The organism is Dyadobacter sp. BE31, from assembly GCF_031457695.1.
Classification (GTDB): Bacteria; Bacteroidota; Bacteroidia; order Cytophagales; family Spirosomataceae; genus Dyadobacter.
Map to the genome: position 1 here is coordinate 1,597,854 of NZ_JAVDXA010000001.1, position 18,617 is coordinate 1,616,470.

13 protein-coding genes are annotated in these 18,617 nt (G+C 50.6%); 5 read left to right on the plus strand and 8 right to left on the minus strand.

What is annotated here, in order from left to right; all coding sequences use genetic code 11:
• From J2Y43_RS06665 to J2Y43_RS06675, 3 genes are all read right to left on the minus strand, one after another.
• The gene (locus tag J2Y43_RS06665; protein ID WP_309980708.1) at nucleotides 1–696 is read right to left on the minus strand and encodes a head GIN domain-containing protein; all 696 of its coding nucleotides are present in this window, start codon (nucleotides 694–696) and stop codon (nucleotides 1–3) included.
• Between the two features lie 69 nt (nucleotides 697–765).
• Nucleotides 766–3,306 carry a PspC domain-containing protein gene (locus J2Y43_RS06670; protein WP_309980707.1) on the minus strand — a complete coding sequence of 847 codons (2,541 nt, stop codon included), beginning with the start codon at nucleotides 3,304–3,306 and terminating at the stop codon, nucleotides 766–768.
• A 29-nt stretch (nucleotides 3,307–3,335) separates the two neighbouring features.
• Complete coding sequence (locus J2Y43_RS06675; RefSeq protein WP_090151757.1) at nucleotides 3,336–3,710, minus strand: PadR family transcriptional regulator; 375 nt, start codon at nucleotides 3,708–3,710, stop codon at nucleotides 3,336–3,338.
• A 345-nt stretch (nucleotides 3,711–4,055) separates the two neighbouring features.
• On the opposite strand from J2Y43_RS06675, the gene J2Y43_RS06680 reads away from it, so the two are divergent.
• The 4 genes from J2Y43_RS06680 to murA all read left to right on the plus strand — a co-directional run bounded on the left by J2Y43_RS06680 (nucleotide 4,056) and on the right by murA (nucleotide 9,551).
• On the plus strand, nucleotides 4,056–4,559 hold the full coding sequence (locus J2Y43_RS06680) for a dihydrofolate reductase (RefSeq protein ID WP_309980706.1): 504 nt from the start codon (nucleotides 4,056–4,058) through the stop codon (nucleotides 4,557–4,559).
• Between the two features lie 91 nt (nucleotides 4,560–4,650).
• Complete coding sequence (locus J2Y43_RS06685; RefSeq protein ID WP_309980705.1) at nucleotides 4,651–7,383, plus strand: C25 family cysteine peptidase; 2,733 nt, start codon at nucleotides 4,651–4,653, stop codon at nucleotides 7,381–7,383.
• Between the two features lie 14 nt (nucleotides 7,384–7,397).
• The gene (locus tag J2Y43_RS06690; protein ID WP_309980704.1) at nucleotides 7,398–8,198 is read left to right on the plus strand and encodes a DUF4290 domain-containing protein; all 801 of its coding nucleotides are present in this window, start codon (nucleotides 7,398–7,400) and stop codon (nucleotides 8,196–8,198) included.
• A 45-nt stretch (nucleotides 8,199–8,243) separates the two neighbouring features.
• Nucleotides 8,244–9,551 carry a UDP-N-acetylglucosamine 1-carboxyvinyltransferase gene (murA, locus tag J2Y43_RS06695; protein ID WP_309980703.1) on the plus strand — a complete coding sequence of 436 codons (1,308 nt, stop codon included), beginning with the start codon at nucleotides 8,244–8,246 and terminating at the stop codon, nucleotides 9,549–9,551.
• 70 nt (nucleotides 9,552–9,621) lie between these two features.
• Here murA and J2Y43_RS06700 read toward each other — a convergent pair whose 3' ends face one another.
• On the minus strand, nucleotides 9,622–10,485 hold the full coding sequence (locus tag J2Y43_RS06700; RefSeq protein ID WP_309980702.1) for a DUF1080 domain-containing protein: 864 nt from the start codon (nucleotides 10,483–10,485) through the stop codon (nucleotides 9,622–9,624).
• A gap of 175 nt (nucleotides 10,486–10,660) precedes the next feature.
• Here J2Y43_RS06700 and J2Y43_RS06705 point away from each other — a divergent pair, with 175 nt between their 5' ends.
• Nucleotides 10,661–11,989 (plus strand): deoxyribodipyrimidine photo-lyase, encoded by a 1,329-nt coding sequence (locus tag J2Y43_RS06705; protein WP_309980701.1) that lies wholly within the window; start codon nucleotides 10,661–10,663, stop codon nucleotides 11,987–11,989.
• Here the strand turns inward: J2Y43_RS06705 and J2Y43_RS06710 are convergent, their stop codons facing one another.
• From J2Y43_RS06710 to J2Y43_RS06725, 4 genes are all read right to left on the minus strand, one after another.
• Nucleotides 11,990–13,270: a pitrilysin family protein gene (locus J2Y43_RS06710; protein WP_309980700.1), complete on the minus strand. Its 1,281-nt coding sequence runs from the start codon at nucleotides 13,268–13,270 to the stop codon at nucleotides 11,990–11,992.
• 78 nt (nucleotides 13,271–13,348) lie between these two features.
• The gene (porV, locus tag J2Y43_RS06715; RefSeq protein WP_309980699.1) at nucleotides 13,349–14,503 is read right to left on the minus strand and encodes a type IX secretion system outer membrane channel protein PorV; all 1,155 of its coding nucleotides are present in this window, start codon (nucleotides 14,501–14,503) and stop codon (nucleotides 13,349–13,351) included.
• A 103-nt stretch (nucleotides 14,504–14,606) separates the two neighbouring features.
• Nucleotides 14,607–17,987 (minus strand): type IX secretion system sortase PorU, encoded by a 3,381-nt coding sequence (porU, locus tag J2Y43_RS06720; protein ID WP_309980698.1) that lies wholly within the window; start codon nucleotides 17,985–17,987, stop codon nucleotides 14,607–14,609.
• The gene (locus tag J2Y43_RS06725) at nucleotides 17,965–18,612 is read right to left on the minus strand and encodes a hypothetical protein (RefSeq protein WP_309980697.1); all 648 of its coding nucleotides are present in this window, start codon (nucleotides 18,610–18,612) and stop codon (nucleotides 17,965–17,967) included. The genes porU and J2Y43_RS06725 overlap by 23 nt, the downstream gene beginning before the upstream one ends.
• Nucleotides 18,613–18,617 lie beyond the last annotated feature (5 nt).

Genomic DNA, 18,617 nt, shown 5'->3' on the forward strand with positions numbered 1-18,617 from the left:
TTAATCTCTTTTGACCGAGCTGGCGCCGGAGGTGCTTGAATGAATGTCCTTCGCTCCGCCGGAGTAGCGGATGCTGCTCGCGCCGCTGGCTTCGGCATTTACTGTGTTGCTGGCCAATACTGCGGCACTGCTGGCGCCGGAGGCATCGATATTGACGGTTTTAGCGGAAAAGTCGCGGCCTTTGAGCGATGATGCACCCGAAACGTCGCCGGTCAGGACGTCGCCTTCGCCGGTCAGCGTGAGCGACGACGCGCCGGAAAGATCAACAGCCACCTTGGAAGCGGCAACGCTCATCGTCACCTGAGATGCTCCCGAAACTTCAATTTCCATACTCTTTACCCCAGTGAAACGGGCCACATTGGCCTTGGAAGCTCCGGAAAAGTCAACGCCTTCGAGGGCCGGCATGGTAATGCTGATCTCGACGGTCTTGCGGTTTTTGTTCCATCCTTTGTTTTTATAGCCCAAATGCAGGGTACCGCTTTTCACTGCCGATTCCATATCGTCGAGGTCTTCGGAACGGCCGGTAGCCGTCACGCTGAAACTCCCTCCCTGTTTCACATCTATTTTGAATGCACTGCCCATCGAAAGTCTGTTGAAACCAGAAACGGAGAATTTGCGGGTCTCCTGCGCGGATACCTGGCACGACAATGCGGTGATCAAAAGGGCGGCAATAAGGAATAGTTGCGTTCTTTTCATGGTTTAATAAGTTAGATTTTCCGAAAAGATGAAAAGAATGCCGGCGACGTTGCACCGGCATTCAAAATATTACTGCACATTGATTTTGCTCGCGCCGCTGGCATGTTTGTTCAGGTTAGGCACGTGGCTCAGCTCCACTTTCGAGGCACCGGAAGCGCTCACTTCCGCATTCTGGATATTCATTTCGGTAGCCGTCACCTTGCAGGCTCCGTGGGCATCGAGCTTAGCCGACTTGGCCGACCCTCTCAGCGTAGCTTTCGAAGCGCCGGAGACATTCACCGACAATTGATCTACGAATACATTCAGCTCTGTTTTGGAAGCTCCCGAAATATCCACATTCAGTTTAGGCACATCTTTGAACTCGGTTACCAATGTTTTGTTAGCGCCGGAAAGCGAGAGGTCTTCAATGCTCGGCATGGTAATCACGATGCCTATGCGTTCCCATTTTTCATGATCGAAGAGGTTAAGCTCGCGGTTACGCTTCACACGCAAGACGCCATCTTCCACCACTACTTTGATATCATCGATATTCTCCTGGTTATCCGAATCGGCCGTTACGCTGTATTCCGTTCCCTGGCGGATGATAATCGAATATGCGCCGCCGATATCCACTTTTTTGAAGTCTGCAACCGGGAATTGCTTGCTGTAATTGCCGCGCTCGCCCAGTTCAAGATCACTGTTGTCGTTGTATTCAAAAGAATAACCGTCTTGATCGCCTTCGCTGTTTTCGCTGCGGATGTATTTCAGCGGAATGTTGGTACAAACCAGTCCCGAATCGCGCTTCATAACCCATATCAGGCTATTCCAGATCGCGTCGTCGGCGTCATGCAGATTGTATCTTTTCAGATGCTGCTGGTTGCTCTCCCAATCGTTCAATTGGTGATAAAAGTCCCTTTTCATGGCGAAAGGCTTATTATAAGGCACATTCACCGTCAGATCGATCTCCTGATCGCGGAACCGCGTGCGGGTTGAAAGCGTCGGACCTTCGGTGAAAACGAAAACCGAATCGCGGAACTTCGGGTCATATTTGATCTCCCGTGCATTCTTCTCTGCATCTTCGCGGGAGCGGCCTCTTGCACGAAGTGTTTTTTCAAGCTTAATACTGTCGCCTGCATTGAAACCGGCCAATCGTACATCTACATCAATATTCTCTTCATCATATATATGATTGTAATCCAAAGTCAGCGTCCCGCGCGGCACCGCATAATAGGTGGTTTCGGTCACTTCGCCTCTTTTGGCAAAATTGCGCTGGTAGTTAAGCCCGCCGACAGTGGCGCCGACCACGCCCACAATCCAAAGACCCAGTAATGTGAGCCACACGCTTCCGCCGACGATCCTTTTATTAGAAACCAATGTAAGTCCCAGCAAAAGGAAGGTTACCAAAGGAATAGCGGCTACCAGAATCCCGGAAAGAATCAGTATTTCGGGCAATTCCTGGTAAATCAGCATCGGGATCGGCAGGTTGTCGAATACTCCGGCGCTGGTGAGGCCCAGTGCCACGCCCGCGGCAATCACAATGCCGAGCAGTCCCAAGGCCGACATCCCGATCAGGAACGCGCCGATCAACACCCTCAAAACAGGCCCGAGACCTCTAAGTAACTTTCCCAGCGCCGAGAAAACCAGCCCGATGGCACGGAAAGGCAGCAACAATATCTTGGTAACCACATGCTCTTCTCCCCCTCTTTCTTCCAAATTGAGACTCTGCTTGATGTTCGACTCAATATTGGAGAGGGTAATAGGCTCCCCCTGCATTTCCATTTTTTCGGTGAGCGTATTCGCATTAGGCGCAATCACCCACAGCACGATGTAGATCAGGAAACCCGTTCCGAACAGCAGGATCGACAGTACCCACAGAAAACGCACCACGCCCAGGTCTACTCCGAAATACGAGGCCACACCGGCCGCTACGCCACCTACGACCTTACGGTCCGGATCGCGGTAAAATTTCTTGATATGCGCATCCTCTTCGAGTGTCGTGGAGCCGGGGAATGCCACCCACATGGCAATGTAAACCAGTACACTGAACCCTGAAATAGGTCCGAAGATTTCCTCCGCGTTCATATCCAGCATACCCGAACCTGCCGGCAGGCCTACCACCGCGAAAAGGAAAGCAAGCCTTACCCAAATCGCGTCGATCGTAAAATAATGCGCCAAGCCAGCCGCTACACCGCCGAGCAGTTTCCGGCGAAGGTCGCGGTAAAGTTTCCGGGGCGTGCCGGGCTTTGCAGGTTCTGTTTTGGGCGGATTGGGTGCATTGTAGGTTGAATAGCTCTCTTGCTTAGGCGTCGATGTTTGCGCGGAAGCCGTTTCCAGCGGATCGGCAATGAACTCCCCGCCTTCCTCGATCGCCTCGAAATCGGCCACGGTACCCATGGCGGCGATCAGCTCATCGACGTCCGACAGCGAAATTACCTGCTTGTTTTCCGTTTTTTGTTTATTCAGAAACCTTTCCGCAATCCTCCCCTCAATATCCGAAAGGATCTCTTTGCTATCCGCGAATGAAGAAAAGTACTTCTGGATAGAGGCGAGATACCCTTTCAGTTTCTCGTAGCCATCTTCCTCGATATGGAAGATAATGCCGCCTATATTTATGCTGATTGTCTTTTTCATGATTGAAATAATCGAATGTCTTTGAGTGATCAGTTAGGGTCAGGAAGATTGCTTGAAGCCGTTTTGCTCAACTCCTCTGTGCGTTTAATCACGGTTTGCACCGAGTCGGCGAGCTCAAACCACGTAGCTTGCATTGCGTCCAGGAAGACCTTCCCCTCATCCGTCAAAACATAGTATTTCCTTGGAGGGCCCGAAGACGACTCCACCCATTTATAATCCAGCCAGCCAGAGTTTTTTAACCTGGTAAGAAGAGGGTATAATGTTCCTTCCACCACCATGATGTGAGCGGACGTGAGTTCATCCAACATATCCGAGGCATACACTTCGCCCCGGGATATGATGTGCAGGATGCAGAATTCCAAAATTCCCTTCCGCATCTGCACTTGGGCATTTTCAATATTCATGTGGTTTCATGAGTTAATTTTAAATGAATATGTTCATGGCTAACAGATAGAATTTAAACTTCTAACAATACAAAGGTATACACAGGTACTTTGTGATGCAAGGTACCATGTTAAAAAGATGTTCCGGTTGGGATGAATGGTTAATTTAAATGGGCGATCGGTTAAATATTGATTTACTACTAAAAGCCGCAGCCAAATCACTACCCTTCTCTATACTCCGCCGGTTAAAACTGAGGGCAATAAACTATCTTTTGCCGTCGGTTTCAACCGACGGATGGAGAGAGAGAGAGAAGGAAAGAAGAAAAGAAAGAAAGAAGAAAAGAAGAAAAAGAATAATCATTAAATATGAAACAGCAACTATATATCATCGCTGCCATGGCAGAGAACCATGTCATTGGGCTCAACAACAGCTTACCCTGGCACCTGCCCGATGAATGGGCGCATTTCCGGAAAGTGACTGCGGGCAAGGCGTTCATCATGGGTAGAAAGAGCTTTGAAGCTCCCGACGCACTGCATTCGGAATACCGGAATGTGATCATTACTTCCAATCCACCGGCCGCTGGCGAACCCCGTACCGAATATGCCAAAGATATTTCCGAGGCGCTGGCGTTACTTTCCGGCGAAACCGACGTATTCGTATTAGGCGGTGCAAGTATTTTCCAGCAAATGCTTCCGCTTGCCGACAGAATGTATCTAACCATTGTACACGCACAAGTGGCAGGCGATGCGTATTTCCCGGTATTCGACCTGGCCGACTGGGATTTAGCAAGCTCGGAGTTTCATGGCACCGATGACGATCATGCCTATTCGTTTTCGATGAACCTGTATATCCGAAAACAGCCGGCATAAGCCCGACAGTCTTTGCAGACCATCCTTGTGCATCAAATTCGGAAAAACGATGACAAGGATTTTTACACACGCTTTACTAATCTACCATTGCATGCTTGGGTATGCCAAATGCAATGCGCAGCAACATTACGGCAACGAGTGGATCGATTACCGGCAGACTTACCTCCGCATCCCCGTCGTCGAAACCGGCATTTACAAAATTACCGCCCGTGAACTCGCCCGCCAGGGCATTCCGATTGATTCGATATGGCCGTCGGGCATTCAAATTTTCGCGCACGGCAACGAGCTTCCGATCGAAGTTGCAGGCGAATCTTCGGGCAGGTTAGCCCGCGATGGGTACCTGTTATTTGCAGGTAAAAAGAATGATGGCTACGCCGATACCGCACTCTACACGAAGCCCGACGCCATGCCGCATCCTTATTACAACCTTTACTCCGACACCACCGCCTATTTTCTGACCTGGCACAACGGCAAACCCGGACTAAGGACCAGCTTCCCAACACCCGGCACGACTACCGACAGCGCCGCATTCCATTGGGATGAGTCCATGCAACTTTTCACCTCCCATTATCTCCCCGGGAGATTCTTCCCCTCAGAAAGCATTTACGAAACCGGCTCCCTATTGAGTGCTTATGACGAAGGAGAAGGCTGGACAGGGCCGGAAATAGCAGAGCATAAGCCATTTGAAATTGTATTTAAAACCAATAATCTATTTAAGGATAGCCGACAGGACATTGATTGTGAAATACTCCTGGCAGGCTGGTCGCCGGGCGTGCATTCATTTGTATTATGGCTCGGTAATGCTAAAAATCTAAAAAGAAAACTGGTTGATTTGAATGTAAACGGCCGTGAAACCAGGGTTATTCAGTTTCAAATACCCATTGAAGATTTCGATGAAACCGGTGAACTGACGGTCGCACTTCTCCCCGCGGGCACTGGCGGACACGTGTCGCTCTCGTACGCACGCATACGCTACCCGCAGGCAGGCCCGCGGATTGCCCCGGCGCATTTCCAGACATTACCTTCCCGCATTGTGAAATTCTCCCGAATCGACCCTGAAACAGAATACCTGATCATCACACACCCGCTTATGCGTGTGGCCGGGCGAGATGCGGTCGATGAATATGCGCGGTACCGTGCTTCCGAAAACGGCGGTGGATATAAAACGTCCGTCGTTTACAGTCACGAGCTCTATGACCAGTTCAATGCAGGGCAGCCGGGCCCGCAAGGCATCCGCAATGCGATCCGATGGCTGCACGACAAGGGAAATTTACAATTTGTATTGTTGGCCGGCAGATCTGTTGATCCCCAGAAAGCCCGAAAAATCAAGGATTCGTGGCAGGCGGATATGGTGCCGAATGCCGGCTGGCCGGGTTCGGATATTGCCTTGGTTACCATGAAAGACTCTCACAATCCCATTGTTCCTGTCGGCCGCATCAATGCATTAAATTCACAACAGCTACTCGATTACCTTCGCAAAGTGCAGGCGATGGAGGCCGAACGCCCGTTGGCAACCTGGCGAAAACGGATATTGCATTTAAGCGGCGGCAGGTCGAGGGATGAGTTGAATGTGTTCCGATCTTATATGCGGGCATTTGGAAAGAAGCTTGAAAACACACCGCTCGCGAATGATGTAACAACGATTTCGAAGCTTACTGACAATGCGGTAGAGCAGGTTAGCGTCGACAAACAGGTGAATGCGGGCGTCGGGCTCATTACTCTGTTTGGCCATTCTTCCATTGACATTACCGACATTGACATCGGCCGCGCCACCGATCTATCGCGCAACTACCGAAACCATCCGCGTTATCCGGCGGTGATCGTGAATGGCTGCGCGGCCGGCAGCATTTTCTATTCCACCCAAACATTGAGTTCCGACTGGATTTTCGCACCCGAAAGCGGGGCAGTACTCTTTCTGGCACATACATTCAACGGCCCGTCGACGGCATTGAAGCGGTACACTGAAATTTTCTACGAAGTCCTCGCAGACTCCGCATTTACTACCAAACCGTTTGGCATAATCCAGCGGGAAGCCGTCCGCCGAAACCTGGCGCGCGATCCCGACATGCTCGACAGCATTACCGTGCAGCAAATGACGCTCCACGGCGATCCGGCCATCCGCATTTTCCCTTCGTTGCTGCCCGACACCGTGGCCGACAGCCAATTCGTTGATCTGCCGCCATTAATGCAGGTTTCCGTAGACGGACGGCAGCTTCAAAATGGCGAGATCGTCTCCGAAAAGCCGTCTATCCGCGTCCGTATTTTCGATGAAAACCTTCCGGATATTGAAAATGATACGACCCTGTTGGCCGTATGGTTAAAAAAGATTTGCGCGGGATGTACCGACGCCAGAGTGCCGTTAAGCACCGCCACCGGAAAAAATAAGGGTGGGAGATTTTATGAAATTACCCTGCAACCTGCATTACCCCCCGGCAAATACCTGCTGACCGTCCAGTGTCGCGACAAGGCGGGACATTCGCCGCCGCCATACCAGATTCATTTTGAAATAGCTGACCGCGCCCAGCCCATAGAAGCAGCCGTTTCTCCGAACCCGTCGGGCCGATGGTTCAGGTTTACGATTCAAAACCGGGCACCAGTTGCGGCCGACCTGGAATTAAATATCCGCAACACGCTGGGAACAACGGTTTTCCATAAACTGTTACATTGCAATGCAGGCCGTTACGAGTACTTCTGGTTCCCCGCCACGCATTCTCCCGGAATTCCGGCCGGACTTTACCACTACACGATCCGTCCCCCGGAAGCTACACACCTGCCTGCATTCCCCTTCGAAAGTATGCGGGGACATTTGCTTTACGCTCCCTGAGGTAGCGCCGCAGAATGCCTGTTTTACCGCTGTACCTCATTTTGTTTCCACAAAAACTTATTATTTTTGTCCATTATAAAAAAGATATCCCATTGAAAGAATACGGCAGTAACGTACAAAAATTGGCCGACCACATCGTCAAGATAGAGGATAAGGCAAAACGCACTCTCTACGCGCACATACTGGTCGAGCTCATGCGTCAGATACACCCCAACATGCGGGATAACCAGGACTATACCAACAAGTTATGGGACGACCTGTACATTATTTCCGGTTTCGAACTGGATGTCGACAGCCCTTTCCCTCCGCCATCCAAAGAAGCGCTGGGCAAGAAACCGCTACGGGTCGAGTACAACCAGCAAAACCTGCAATTCCGCCATTACGGCCGTAATATCGATCTGCTTCTGGAAAAAGCATCCCAGACCGAAAATCCGGAAGACCGCCTTGCATTTGTTTCCTACATTTTCCGCCTGATGCGTTCGTTCTTCAACACATGGAACAAGGATAATCCCGAAGACAACGTTTTACTAGCCCAGCTGGAACAACTCAGCAAAGGCCGTTTGAAGGAGGAAATCGATTATATCCGCAAATCGGGGCCAATCGATGCCGCACCGAAAGACCGCAACAACAACCAGGAGCGCAACCGCGTGAACCAGACTGGCGGGAACAACTTCAAAGCTCAGCCCCACAATTCCGACAGGCAGGGCGGCGGCAACCAGGGCAATCAGAACCGCAACCGGAACAATAAGTTCCAGAACCGGAACAACAACAATAACAACAACCGGAATAACAACCGCAAAAAACCTGGAATGTAACATCCAGGTTTCATTTTATACCGTCTCAATTGCCCAAAATCTTATATGGCATCATTCAAAATTACCGGGGATCGTCGTCTCAAGGGTGAAATCGTGCCGCAAGGCGCCAAAAACGAAGCATTACAGATCATCTGTGCGGTGCTGCTGACCAAAGAACCCGTTACGATCCACAACATCCCGAATATCCGCGACGTAAACCAGCTGATCAACCTTCTGGGCGATTTGGGCGTGCGTCGCACACGGTTGAGCGAAACTTCGATCCGCTTCGAAGCCGACGATATCAACCTCGATTACCTCGAATCGGATTCATTCCGCCAGAAAGCCGCTGCATTGCGCGGCTCGGTGATGCTGCTCGGCCCGATGCTGGCGCGTTTCCGCAAAGGACGCATTCCCCGTCCGGGTGGCGACAAGATCGGCCGCAGGAGATTGGATACCCACTTCCTAGGCTTCGAGAAATTGGGTGCGGAATTCAGCTATGATGAAGAAGACGGTGGGTTCTACCGCGTGGACGCTGCGAACCTGAAAGGCACTTATATGCTCCTGGACGAGGCTTCGGTAACCGGTACGGCCAACGTTTTGATGGCTGCTGTGATGGCCGAAGGCACTACTACCATTTATAATGCGGCCTGCGAGCCTTATTTGCAGCAGCTTTGTAAAATGCTAAACCGCATGGGTGCCAAAATCTCGGGTATCGCTTCCAATATGCTCATCGTCGAAGGTGTAAACGAGTTGAAAGGTACCGAGCACACCATGCTGCCGGATATGATCGAAATCGGTAGCTTCATCGGTCTTGCCGCAATGACGCAGTCGGAAATTACGATCAAAGATTGCCAGATTCCTGAGTTGGGCATTATTCCTGATGTTTTCAAAAGGTTGGGTATTCAAATGGAGTTCCGTGGCGATGATATTTTCATCCCCGCACAGGAACGCTACCGCATTGAAAACTACCTCGACGGTTCTACACTGTCCGTTGCCGATGCGCCATGGCCCGGCTTCACACCCGACTTGCTGAGTATCGTCCTCGTGACGGCCACGCAGGCGCAGGGAACCGTTCTGATCCACCAAAAAATGTTCGAAAGCCGTCTGTTCTTTGTGGATAAACTGATCGAAATGGGCGCGCAAATTATCCTTTGCGACCCGCACCGCGCAACGGTGATCGGTCATAACCGCGAAACACAACTCCGTGGCATTCGTATGACCTCCCCTGATATCCGTGCAGGGGTTGCATTGCTCATCGCAGCGATGTCGGCCAAAGGTGTGAGCATTATCGACAACATTGAGCAGATCGACCGCGGTTACCAGAACATCGACACGCGCCTGAACGCGATCGGTGCGGAAATCGTGAGATTGTAATAGTGATAAAACAAAAAAATGCCCGGGGCTCTTATGAACCCCGGGCATTTTTTTGTTTTATTACCAATATTTATTTCTTCTTCCCGTAGCTGCACTTGCTATTATCCGCCTTCACGTAGTAAGACTTATAATTTGTCGCTTTCGGATCCATACATCCCTTCAAATCAAGAATTTCCACTTTTCTGAATTCCACCGGATGGCTTTCGCTTTGGAGTGAAATTGAACCGTGATCGAGCAATTTGCCGGCGATTTTCACTTCCGGGTCCGTGGCGCCGCCCAAGTTGCCTCCGCCAAGTTGCGGCTTGTTGTATTCGAGTACCATTTCACCATTGGCAAAATGCTGGATCAGCGAATCGCCCAATACAAGCACCTCAGCGCGCACCCATTGGTCGCCATTGTAAGTTTTCGATTTGGAGTTAACGCAATGCTGGGTAACGAGCTTGCCGTCGATTACCACGTTGGTGCCGGGCGTGCAAAGGTTACAAGTCGTGCGGGTCTTGCCATTTCCACCTAATAGTTGCACTTCGATCGACGCAGGAAAATCCTGGTCTTTACCCATTGTGGCAGCAGGTTGCCCGTGCACCATAATACCCGAGTTACGCCACGCCCAGCCTTCGCCTTTGGGCGCTTGCTCGCCTACGAAACGGTATTCAACCGCAATGCGGTAATAGGAGAAATCACCTTTGTAGAAGATATGCCCGTATTTCTGGGCAAAATCATCGTATTTGTCGTAACGAACCACCATTTTACCATCTTCCACGCGGAAAGTGTTGTTATAGTTGTCGTTCAGTTCATAACCGCGGATTTTAATATCCCAGCCATCCAGGTTTTTTCCATTAAAGAGCTGCTTCCAGTCCTGCTTGTCGGCATTATTCTTTTGGCCGAAAACCGTAAGGCACAGGAGACTGAACAGGATCGTGAGTTGTAATTTCATGAATACAGTTAAGTTAAGATTGTATTGCGTCGCAATCGGGGATCATTTAATGGCGACCGATGCCCGGCGCACGCAGTAAATATATAAGATTTGAAAATCCCCATCATCCAAAAATGGACTTACTTCGTAGTTAAGTTATATCAGGATCTCCTTCACCCACGTCTAAAACCATTGTATGCCCCTAAAAACGAAAGACAAAATCGCGCTATTCTGGTTTCGCCGCGACCTTCGGCTGCATGACAATGCGGGGCTTTACTACGCCTTGCGCTCGGGCTATCCGGTGGTACCGCTTTTCATTTTCGACCGGAATATCCTCGATGACCTGGAAGAAAAGAAAGATGCGAGGCTGACTTTCATCCACAACGCTGTTTCCAATATTCGGCAGGAATTGCGGCAAAAGAATGCCGATATTTTAGTTGAATACGGCTTCCCCGCTAAGATATGGGAAAAGCTGGTGGATGAATACAACATCGCCGAAGTGTACACCAACACCGATTACGAGCCCTACGCCACCGACCGCGACAGAGAGGTGTACAGGATCTTGAAGAAAAAAGGCATTGCTTTCAAAACCTGCAAAGATCAGGTCATTTTTGAAAAACAGGAAATACTGACGGGCCAGGGCACGCCGTACACCGTTTTTACCCCTTACAGCCGGGCCTGGAAAGAAAAACTCACTGATTTTTACCTCAAATCCTACCCTACCCAAAAGTACTTCGGGCGCTTTCAAAAATGGCATGGCGCAGCATTGCCTGCGTTGAAGGATATGGGCTTTGAAAAAATCGAGATTGAATTTCCATCGGACCATGTCGGGAATGCGCTGTTGAAGGATTACGCCCAAGACCGCGACTTTCCGGCCAAAGAAGGTACCAGCCGCATGGGCATTCACCTGCGCTTCGGCACGGTGAGCATACGCGAGCTCGCACGGCAGGCGCGCGGGCACAGCGATACTTTTCTGAATGAACTAATATGGCGGGATTTCTACCAGCAAATTCTCTCCAATTTTCCACATGTGGGTAAGGGGGAGGCATTCCGAAAGGCCTACGATCTCATTAAATGGCGTTACGACAAGGCCGATTTCCAGAAGTGGTGCGAAGGTAAAACGGGGTATCCGCTGGTAGATGCGGGAATGCGGCAACTCAATGCGACCGGCTTCATGCATAACCGGGTACGCATGGTCACAGCCAGCTTCCTGGCCAAGCATCTGCTCATCGACTGGCGCTGGGGCGAGGCCTATTTTGCCGAAAAATTGTTGGATTACGACCTTGCTGCTAACAATGGCGGATGGCAATGGGCAGCAGGCTCAGGAACCGATGCCGCACCATATTTCCGGATATTCAACCCGGCCTCCCAGGCAGAGAAATTCGATCCCAAAATGGAGTATATCAAACGATGGGTTCCGGAGTTTGGTACCGATGCCTACCCGGCCCCGATGGTTGATCATAAGGAGGCGCGTGAGCGTTGCCTGAAAACCTACAAAGCCGCGCTGGACAAGGCCAATCAGTAACTACTTGCCTCCCGCTATCACAGTTACCATGTCTTCCGGGCGCAGGTAGCTATTCGCCATTGCCATCACATCTTCGGCGGTAGTAGCGTGAATGCGATCAATGTATTGATTGAAAAAATTGGCAGGCAGACTATCCAGCAGCAATACCTTACGGCGATCGGCAACCTCGAATGCGGTATTCAACGACCCGGCAAACTCTCCGGCCATAAAGCTCTTGACCGTCTGCAATTCCTCGGCTCCGACGGGCTCGGTTTGCAGCCGATGTATTTCCTTTTTGATTTCGTCAATCGTTTGCTGGGTAAATTCCTTTTTCACGTCCGTACCGATCATCAGGTAACCTTCGTTGCGTAAGGTCACCAGGTGTGAGGAAATGCCGTAAGTAAGGCCTTTTTCTTCGCGGATATTCTTCATCAGCCTCGACCCGAAATAGCCCCCAAGGATCTCATTCGTGACCAGCATTTTGAAATAATCGGGATGATGGCGATTAAAGAGCACCCGGCCCATCCTGATAGACGATTGTACGCTTTCCGGTCGTTCGACGATTTCCTCGTCGCCCTGATACGCTTCCGAAGCAGTAAAGGAAACTTTACCAGATGCTGCATCGAAAAAGTTTTGGCCCAAAGTAGCATTCACATGCTCTACATCGGCTTCGGTAACCTGGCCGGCGAGCACGGCTGTAAACTTACCGTCGCGGATAAACTGCTCATAGTGTGCACGCACGGCATCCATGCCCAATGCGTCGATCTCCTCTGCGCTCTGGCTTTGTCCGTAGGGATGGCCGGCGCCAAACAACCGCGCCCTGAACTCCGTGGTAGCCAGGTAAGCCGTTTTTTCCCTATTCACTTTCAGGTTCTGTACCGTAATGTTTTTCAGTTCCTGAAACTCCTTCTCCGGGAAGGTTGCGCTGCGGATCAGCTTTTGCACCAATGGCAGTACCTCCGGCAGGAAACGTGAAAGGCAATATACCACGATCCCCACGCGGTCGGAAGTGTGCGTGAGATCGGTGAATGCCCCAAGCCGGTCGAATGCCTCGCTAATCTCCTGCGATGTCATTCCCTCCACACCTTCGGTCAGCATTTTCACCGCAAAATACGAGGCTGCCGTTTCGCTCTCATACCAGTTGCCCGCTTCGAAAATACACTCCAGACGCACCACCGGCTGCTCCCCGATATTGATCACATGCAGTGCGATCCCATTGTCGAGGGTGTAGGTTTGAGGTTCCGGCAGGTTTACAGTTTGAATGATTTTGAAATCAGGAGCAATAGTACGGTCCAGTGACATGGGCAGCGGTGAGTATAAAAAAACGAATGACGTTGCAATAACGCCATTCGTTCTGAATAATTAAATTTCTGTTAAGGCTTAGTTTTCGTTGTCGCCTACGTCCAGCTTCTCAGCTTTGTTCAATTGAAGCGACAAAGTGATCCGCAATGTTTGCGCAAGCGGACTTCCCTGAGTTGTCGGGAACATGTAAGCGAAGTCGGCACCCCATTTGTCGGCGAAACGAAGACCTGCACCGGCAGTGAAGAAGCGACGGTCGCCTTTGTTTTTGTTCTCTCCGAAATAACCCGCTCTCAACGCGAAGATATTGTTGTACCAGTATTCGAGACCGGTTGCGATCGCTACTTCCTGGATTTCTTCTTTAAACCCATCCGGAGCATCCGAGAACGAGCCGAATACGCCGTTCAGCAATGGTTTTGTATTGATATTGGTTTTGCCATCCGGGGTAGGCACCATCAGTTTGCTGAAATCGATGATGAAATTGAAACGGTTTCTTCCGTCGCCGGTATATGACAAACCAGTACCGATTTTCAGCGTTGTAGGTATAAAGTTCTCTGTTTCTGAGCTGGAACCGTAGTTGATCTTACCACCCAGGTTGGAGAGCACACCACCCAACGACCACACGAGCTCGCTGCCTGTATCTTCATTCTTGAATTCCTTTCTGTAATACGCGCTGATATCACCCGCCGCTACACGTGCAGGGCTCAGTGAAACGTTGTTGATTACCGCATTTCCTGCGAGGTTGGAAGAGATATATTTCAAGGTCAAACCCATGGAGAAGTTTCTGCTCAGCTGGCGCGAGTAAGTTCCGTTGATGGCCACTTCACGGGAGTTGAAATAACCGATATTGTTACCTACCGCATCACGCAAATCCAGCTCGCCGTTGTTGAAGTAGTTCACAGAAAACGCTACCGCCTGGCGATCGCCCAATTTCTTGTAGGCAGTGAGGTAACCAAGCCACATATCGTCAACCAGGTAACGGAGCCATGGTGTGTAGGAAGCGGAAACGCCAAAATCCTTGGTATTGTAGGGAAGCTTCGCTGCATTCCAGTAGGTTGAATTCGCGTCCGGGCTGAGTGCTACACCAGCCTCTCCCATTCCTGCACTTCTAGCATCAGGGGCAAATGTCAAAAAGGAAAGTGGTGATGCCGGTATTCTCCTTGTAGAATCCTGAGCGAAAAGCGTACCTGTTGTTAAAAAGAATAGTGAGGATAATGTAACAAAAAAAAGTTTCATAGAAATTGGATTTGCGATAGGAAGTGCCTGTGTCAGCTTCTTTAAAGGGTCAAAAATACAATGAAAGATAGTTATTACTAAAAATTTGATAAGTTTTATTATCTTAAGGAGACCTGATTAACTTACCGGCTTTCAGATCGGTAGAATTGTCTTTTAACGATCTGATGACTAAATGGTAAACCAGGGATTGATCAACCGGTACCGTCCCCAGCCACTGCGTCACGTCCAGCATTTCCCTGATAACCGGTTCGCTGTTATAGTAAAGCTTTTTATAAGTGCCCAAACGTTGCCCATTAACAAGCAATATATTAAAAATTAATTCTACGTCCTCATTTACCCGGTTGTGGCCGAGTTCGAATACAAGGTCTTTCTGAAATGGGTTAGGGTAAATATTAAAGGTGTTGAGCGCTATTCCCTTGGCGGGACCTACTAGAAACCCGAACGCTATTTCAGAAAAGTTAGTATACGTATCCCACACTTTTACGCGGACAATATATTTTCCGGCAGGCAGATTATTCAACGGATAACTGATACTACCCGATTGATAATTATCCAAGTCCGATACATAATAATCATTCAAAACGACGGTCAGTGTATCATTCAAAGTCATCGTAATATCATGTCCGATACCCGCGCGGGAAATGCTGATCCCGCTTGCATCGCTCATTTGCAGCACCAGTACCGATGACGGCTCCACGGTATCGCCGTCCCGGAAAGCAGGGGTGTTAAGGTAGCCCGCCAACTTCGGTGGAATGCTGTCCTTCTGCTGTACCGCACTTCCGCCAACCACCAACGCCAGCTGTGCCGAGGCATCCTCTGTACTGTCGCTGTCTATTACATACACGCTCGCACGCCCAAGGCCGATCCGGTAATCGATGTCCTTCGGTATTTGCAGGCTGCATTGCAAACGGCCGCTTTTCACCGTCACCTTTCCATCGAATAGCTTGCTGCGGAACTCGGTATAGGTTTCAGCGCTCCCCTCGTTTCCTAATGTGCGAAACTCGATCGGCTTGTCGTAAATCACCAGCCTGGCCGTCCCGTTAAAATCCGCATCGACTTTCCCTGTTCCCGGATCAAAAACTTCGGCATTCAGCGTCACTTTCTGCAAGGCGCGCAGCGTGTCGGGCGGCGAACTCCACCGGACTCCTTTTCTTCCGGGCGATAATATCATCGACGGATCGGCCAGCAATGTAAAATTCCTGTTCAGGCTACCTGCCAGCGCATTGTTTTTAGTGTATTTGAAAAAATCTCCAAGCCGCTGGCCCGGTTTCGCGTTCAGTAATGCCTCGTAAAATGCTTTGTTTAATGCAAAATTGGTACTGGAATAAACCGGTCGCGTGGTACTGATTGCCCCAACCGCCGCTCCTTTCGGGCTCAAAACCATCAGCTCTGCGCCGGATACGACACCCGGATCGTCGTAACGGCCAAAATCACAGGTTGCCGTGATCAGTAACGGCAGATTGTCCATTCCGCGGCTCGAAAGCATATCGGCCAATGTCAATACCTGCTCCTCTGCCCAGCCACTCGTGCCGCCATGCCCGGTATAATTCAATATCAGCGTGCCGCTGTCGATTGCATTGCGGATGGCCCGATTAATGGCTGGCGCTTTCTGCCCGGCGTCGGTGGTCGTTTGCGGCACCTCGTCGAGGAACGATCTGGTCGAAAACAACCTGCCCTGGATAAGGCTCGCAAGCTGATCGGCATGGCGTTGATGGATATTCCCATCCCCGTCGTCGGCTACAAACCGCACGCTATTCTTCCATATCCCGAATGACGATTCGTAGCGCATCAGCTTGTCAACAACAATTTTTGCCTCTGCCAGCGATTTCACGGGTAACCTGCCAATGCCGATGTCCACCGTATGGTCGCCGGCCGTAGTCTCGTTCCAATCGCCTTCATTAGCATCCATAAAACCAAAATAATCGTCGGAAGAATAGGTATAAACCGGGTTCAGCGACTCCCTGCTCTCGTACACGGGCACCCAAGCAGCGCGTTGTGCCTGCGATTGATTATTGACGAGATTTCGATAGTCATACGTTGCATCGCCGAACAACAAAAGATATTTTAGCTTGCCCGGAGCCTTCTGATAAAGTTGCCTCGTAAAATCACGGATTGCGCTGATGTCCGGACGTCCGGAAGCATATTCATTGTAAATCTGTTCGGTGGTAACAACGAGCACATCCAGGCCGTCGCGGCTGTTTCTGAACCCAGCAAGGCGATTGGCCTCCGCCACCCATGCGGCGGGCGTAACAATGAGCATATCCGGCGCCGGTGACGCAGCGATATTCTGATTGGCAACACGCTGCCAGTTTACCGGCTGAAATGCCGCACCTGGTTCGAAACCAATGTATTTTTGAAGCGTTTTAGCGCCCGAAGCAGTCCATCGGTAGGCACCCGCGGCATCTTTCTGCGATATTGCAAGCGGCGTAAGCGGGTTTGTAATATTCCAAACGCTGAAACCGTCGGAAGAACCGGCAAACTGGTAGGTAACGGTATCCGTCAACTGCGGCAGGAAATGATATACCTGCTGACCGCCGTAATTCCTCAGTTCCCGCTTTACCTGCAAGCCGACATAATCTAGATAAGCCTCTGCCGAGCTTTGGCCGTTCTTATTATAGGTTACACCAATGGTAAAGTTGCCCGAAGCCGGCGCATTCTTGACAATATACGTATTCCCGGTTTGCAACGCTTTCACGTCGTAAGTGCCGGGGCTGACCGTCCCGATTCCCTCCTGCCCTACCTCTCCGCCATTCACCTGCCAGATGAAGCGGGTAGGCACCTGCGCGGCACCGATCGCCGAGGTCCTGAGTTTAAAATCCGACGAAGGTATCACGCCCGGCATGGCCACGTTGATGCTGAAACCTGACGTGCTTCCCAAATATTCACCCCACCATTCCCGGCCCGATTTAAGCGTATTGGACGATTCCGTTTCGTGGTACCAGTAATCGTCAAACTCGCGGACTGTCTTCGAGGTCGCAACGGTAAGGCCGGCCGCCGGTTTTACCCTCAGCCCATTGTTTTCAGAGAATGTGATAAAATAGAAACTCGAATCGGAGTAGTAATTGAGCTGATGCCGGAGCTCCGCCTTTGCACCATCGTATTGAATGACATGCGGGCCTTCCGCGTAGAAATAAACAGCGTCGCCCTTATCAAACTTTCCGTCTTCCTCACCGCTGACCCAGATCGCATTCTCCGTCAACGCATTCACATAGCCCGATTTGTTGGATTGCGGCAGCATTGCTCCGCCATTTCCGTAAATACGAATACCGGCAGGCCGCACAGTGGCTACATCGACGCCCATTTTGGCCAGCAGATCGGCATCCACACGGTAAATCCCCGATTCCGTCACAGCCAGCCTGAACCACAGCCCTTCCGACAATACCGATTTTTGTGCATAGGAAATAAAAGAAACCAGCACCGCCAGACAGCTTAAAGCTATTCGGCAGGCCATTTTCAGGACATCAGCAGGCTTCAACCAATGCATGAGCAGGGATCGTGTAGAGACGTTGAGAGGCCTTGTCCGTGCAAAGCACGCGCGTGCGCCTGAGCGTTCCGCGTGTGAATGTCCTGTTCTGGAAAACGAAGTTGGTTCCTTCATCCAGCTGAAACAGGCATACTTTGCCGGTATTCAATTCCTGCTCATCGTATTTTCTGAGCGCATTAAAAAGTTTCTGATCACCGCCGGTAGAGGCGGCGGGGTTTTGAGCATAACGAAGCAAATGGGCCAGAATGTCTTTCGGGAAAATACTTTCATGCATGACGGGCACCAGTAACTCCCTGAACTCGTGCTTCCATTCGGCACCATGCGGTGCTACCCTCCTGCGGCCGCGGCCTTTGTACTTCTCATGGACAACGCAGTGCGCCACCTCATGCAGGTAGGTAATGAGAAAGCTGTATGGATTCAGATTGACATTCACCGTGATCCGGGGGACTATGCCGGGCTTTACGGTAAAATCACCCAGGCGGGTACGACGTGGGCGCGAGAGAAAAAAATCAAAGCGGTGGGTGCGATACAACTCCTGGCAATACTCGGCTGCCCCATCCGGCACATACGAACCCAAAGACACGTTTTTCATACCCGAATAAAAAAAGAAAAGCCCTACTTTCATAGGGC

Excerpts from the sequence above, each read along its gene's own strand:
- murA (WP_309980703.1), top strand. The coding sequence starts at position 8,244 with ATGGCATCATTCAAAATTACCGGGGATCGTCGTCTCAAGGGTGAAATC.
- porV (WP_309980699.1), bottom strand. The coding sequence starts at position 14,503 with ATGAAACTTTTTTTTGTTACATTATCCTCACTATTCTTTTTAACAACA.
- J2Y43_RS06670 (WP_309980707.1), bottom strand. The coding sequence starts at position 3,306 with ATGAAAAAGACAATCAGCATAAATATAGGCGGCATTATCTTCCATATC.
- J2Y43_RS06705 (WP_309980701.1), top strand. The coding sequence starts at position 10,661 with ATGCCCCTAAAAACGAAAGACAAAATCGCGCTATTCTGGTTTCGCCGC.
- porU (WP_309980698.1), bottom strand. The coding sequence starts at position 17,987 with ATGCATTGGTTGAAGCCTGCTGATGTCCTGAAAATGGCCTGCCGAATA.
- J2Y43_RS06700 (WP_309980702.1), bottom strand. The coding sequence starts at position 10,485 with ATGAAATTACAACTCACGATCCTGTTCAGTCTCCTGTGCCTTACGGTT.
- J2Y43_RS06680 (WP_309980706.1), top strand. The coding sequence starts at position 4,056 with ATGAAACAGCAACTATATATCATCGCTGCCATGGCAGAGAACCATGTC.
- J2Y43_RS06690 (WP_309980704.1), top strand. The coding sequence starts at position 7,398 with ATGCCTGTTTTACCGCTGTACCTCATTTTGTTTCCACAAAAACTTATT.
- J2Y43_RS06710 (WP_309980700.1), bottom strand. The coding sequence starts at position 13,270 with ATGTCACTGGACCGTACTATTGCTCCTGATTTCAAAATCATTCAAACT.
- J2Y43_RS06675 (WP_090151757.1), bottom strand. The coding sequence starts at position 3,710 with ATGAATATTGAAAATGCCCAAGTGCAGATGCGGAAGGGAATTTTGGAA.
- J2Y43_RS06725 (WP_309980697.1), bottom strand. The coding sequence starts at position 18,612 with ATGAAAGTAGGGCTTTTCTTTTTTTATTCGGGTATGAAAAACGTGTCT.
- J2Y43_RS06685 (WP_309980705.1), top strand. The coding sequence starts at position 4,651 with ATGCTTGGGTATGCCAAATGCAATGCGCAGCAACATTACGGCAACGAG.
- J2Y43_RS06665 (WP_309980708.1), bottom strand. The coding sequence starts at position 696 with ATGAAAAGAACGCAACTATTCCTTATTGCCGCCCTTTTGATCACCGCA.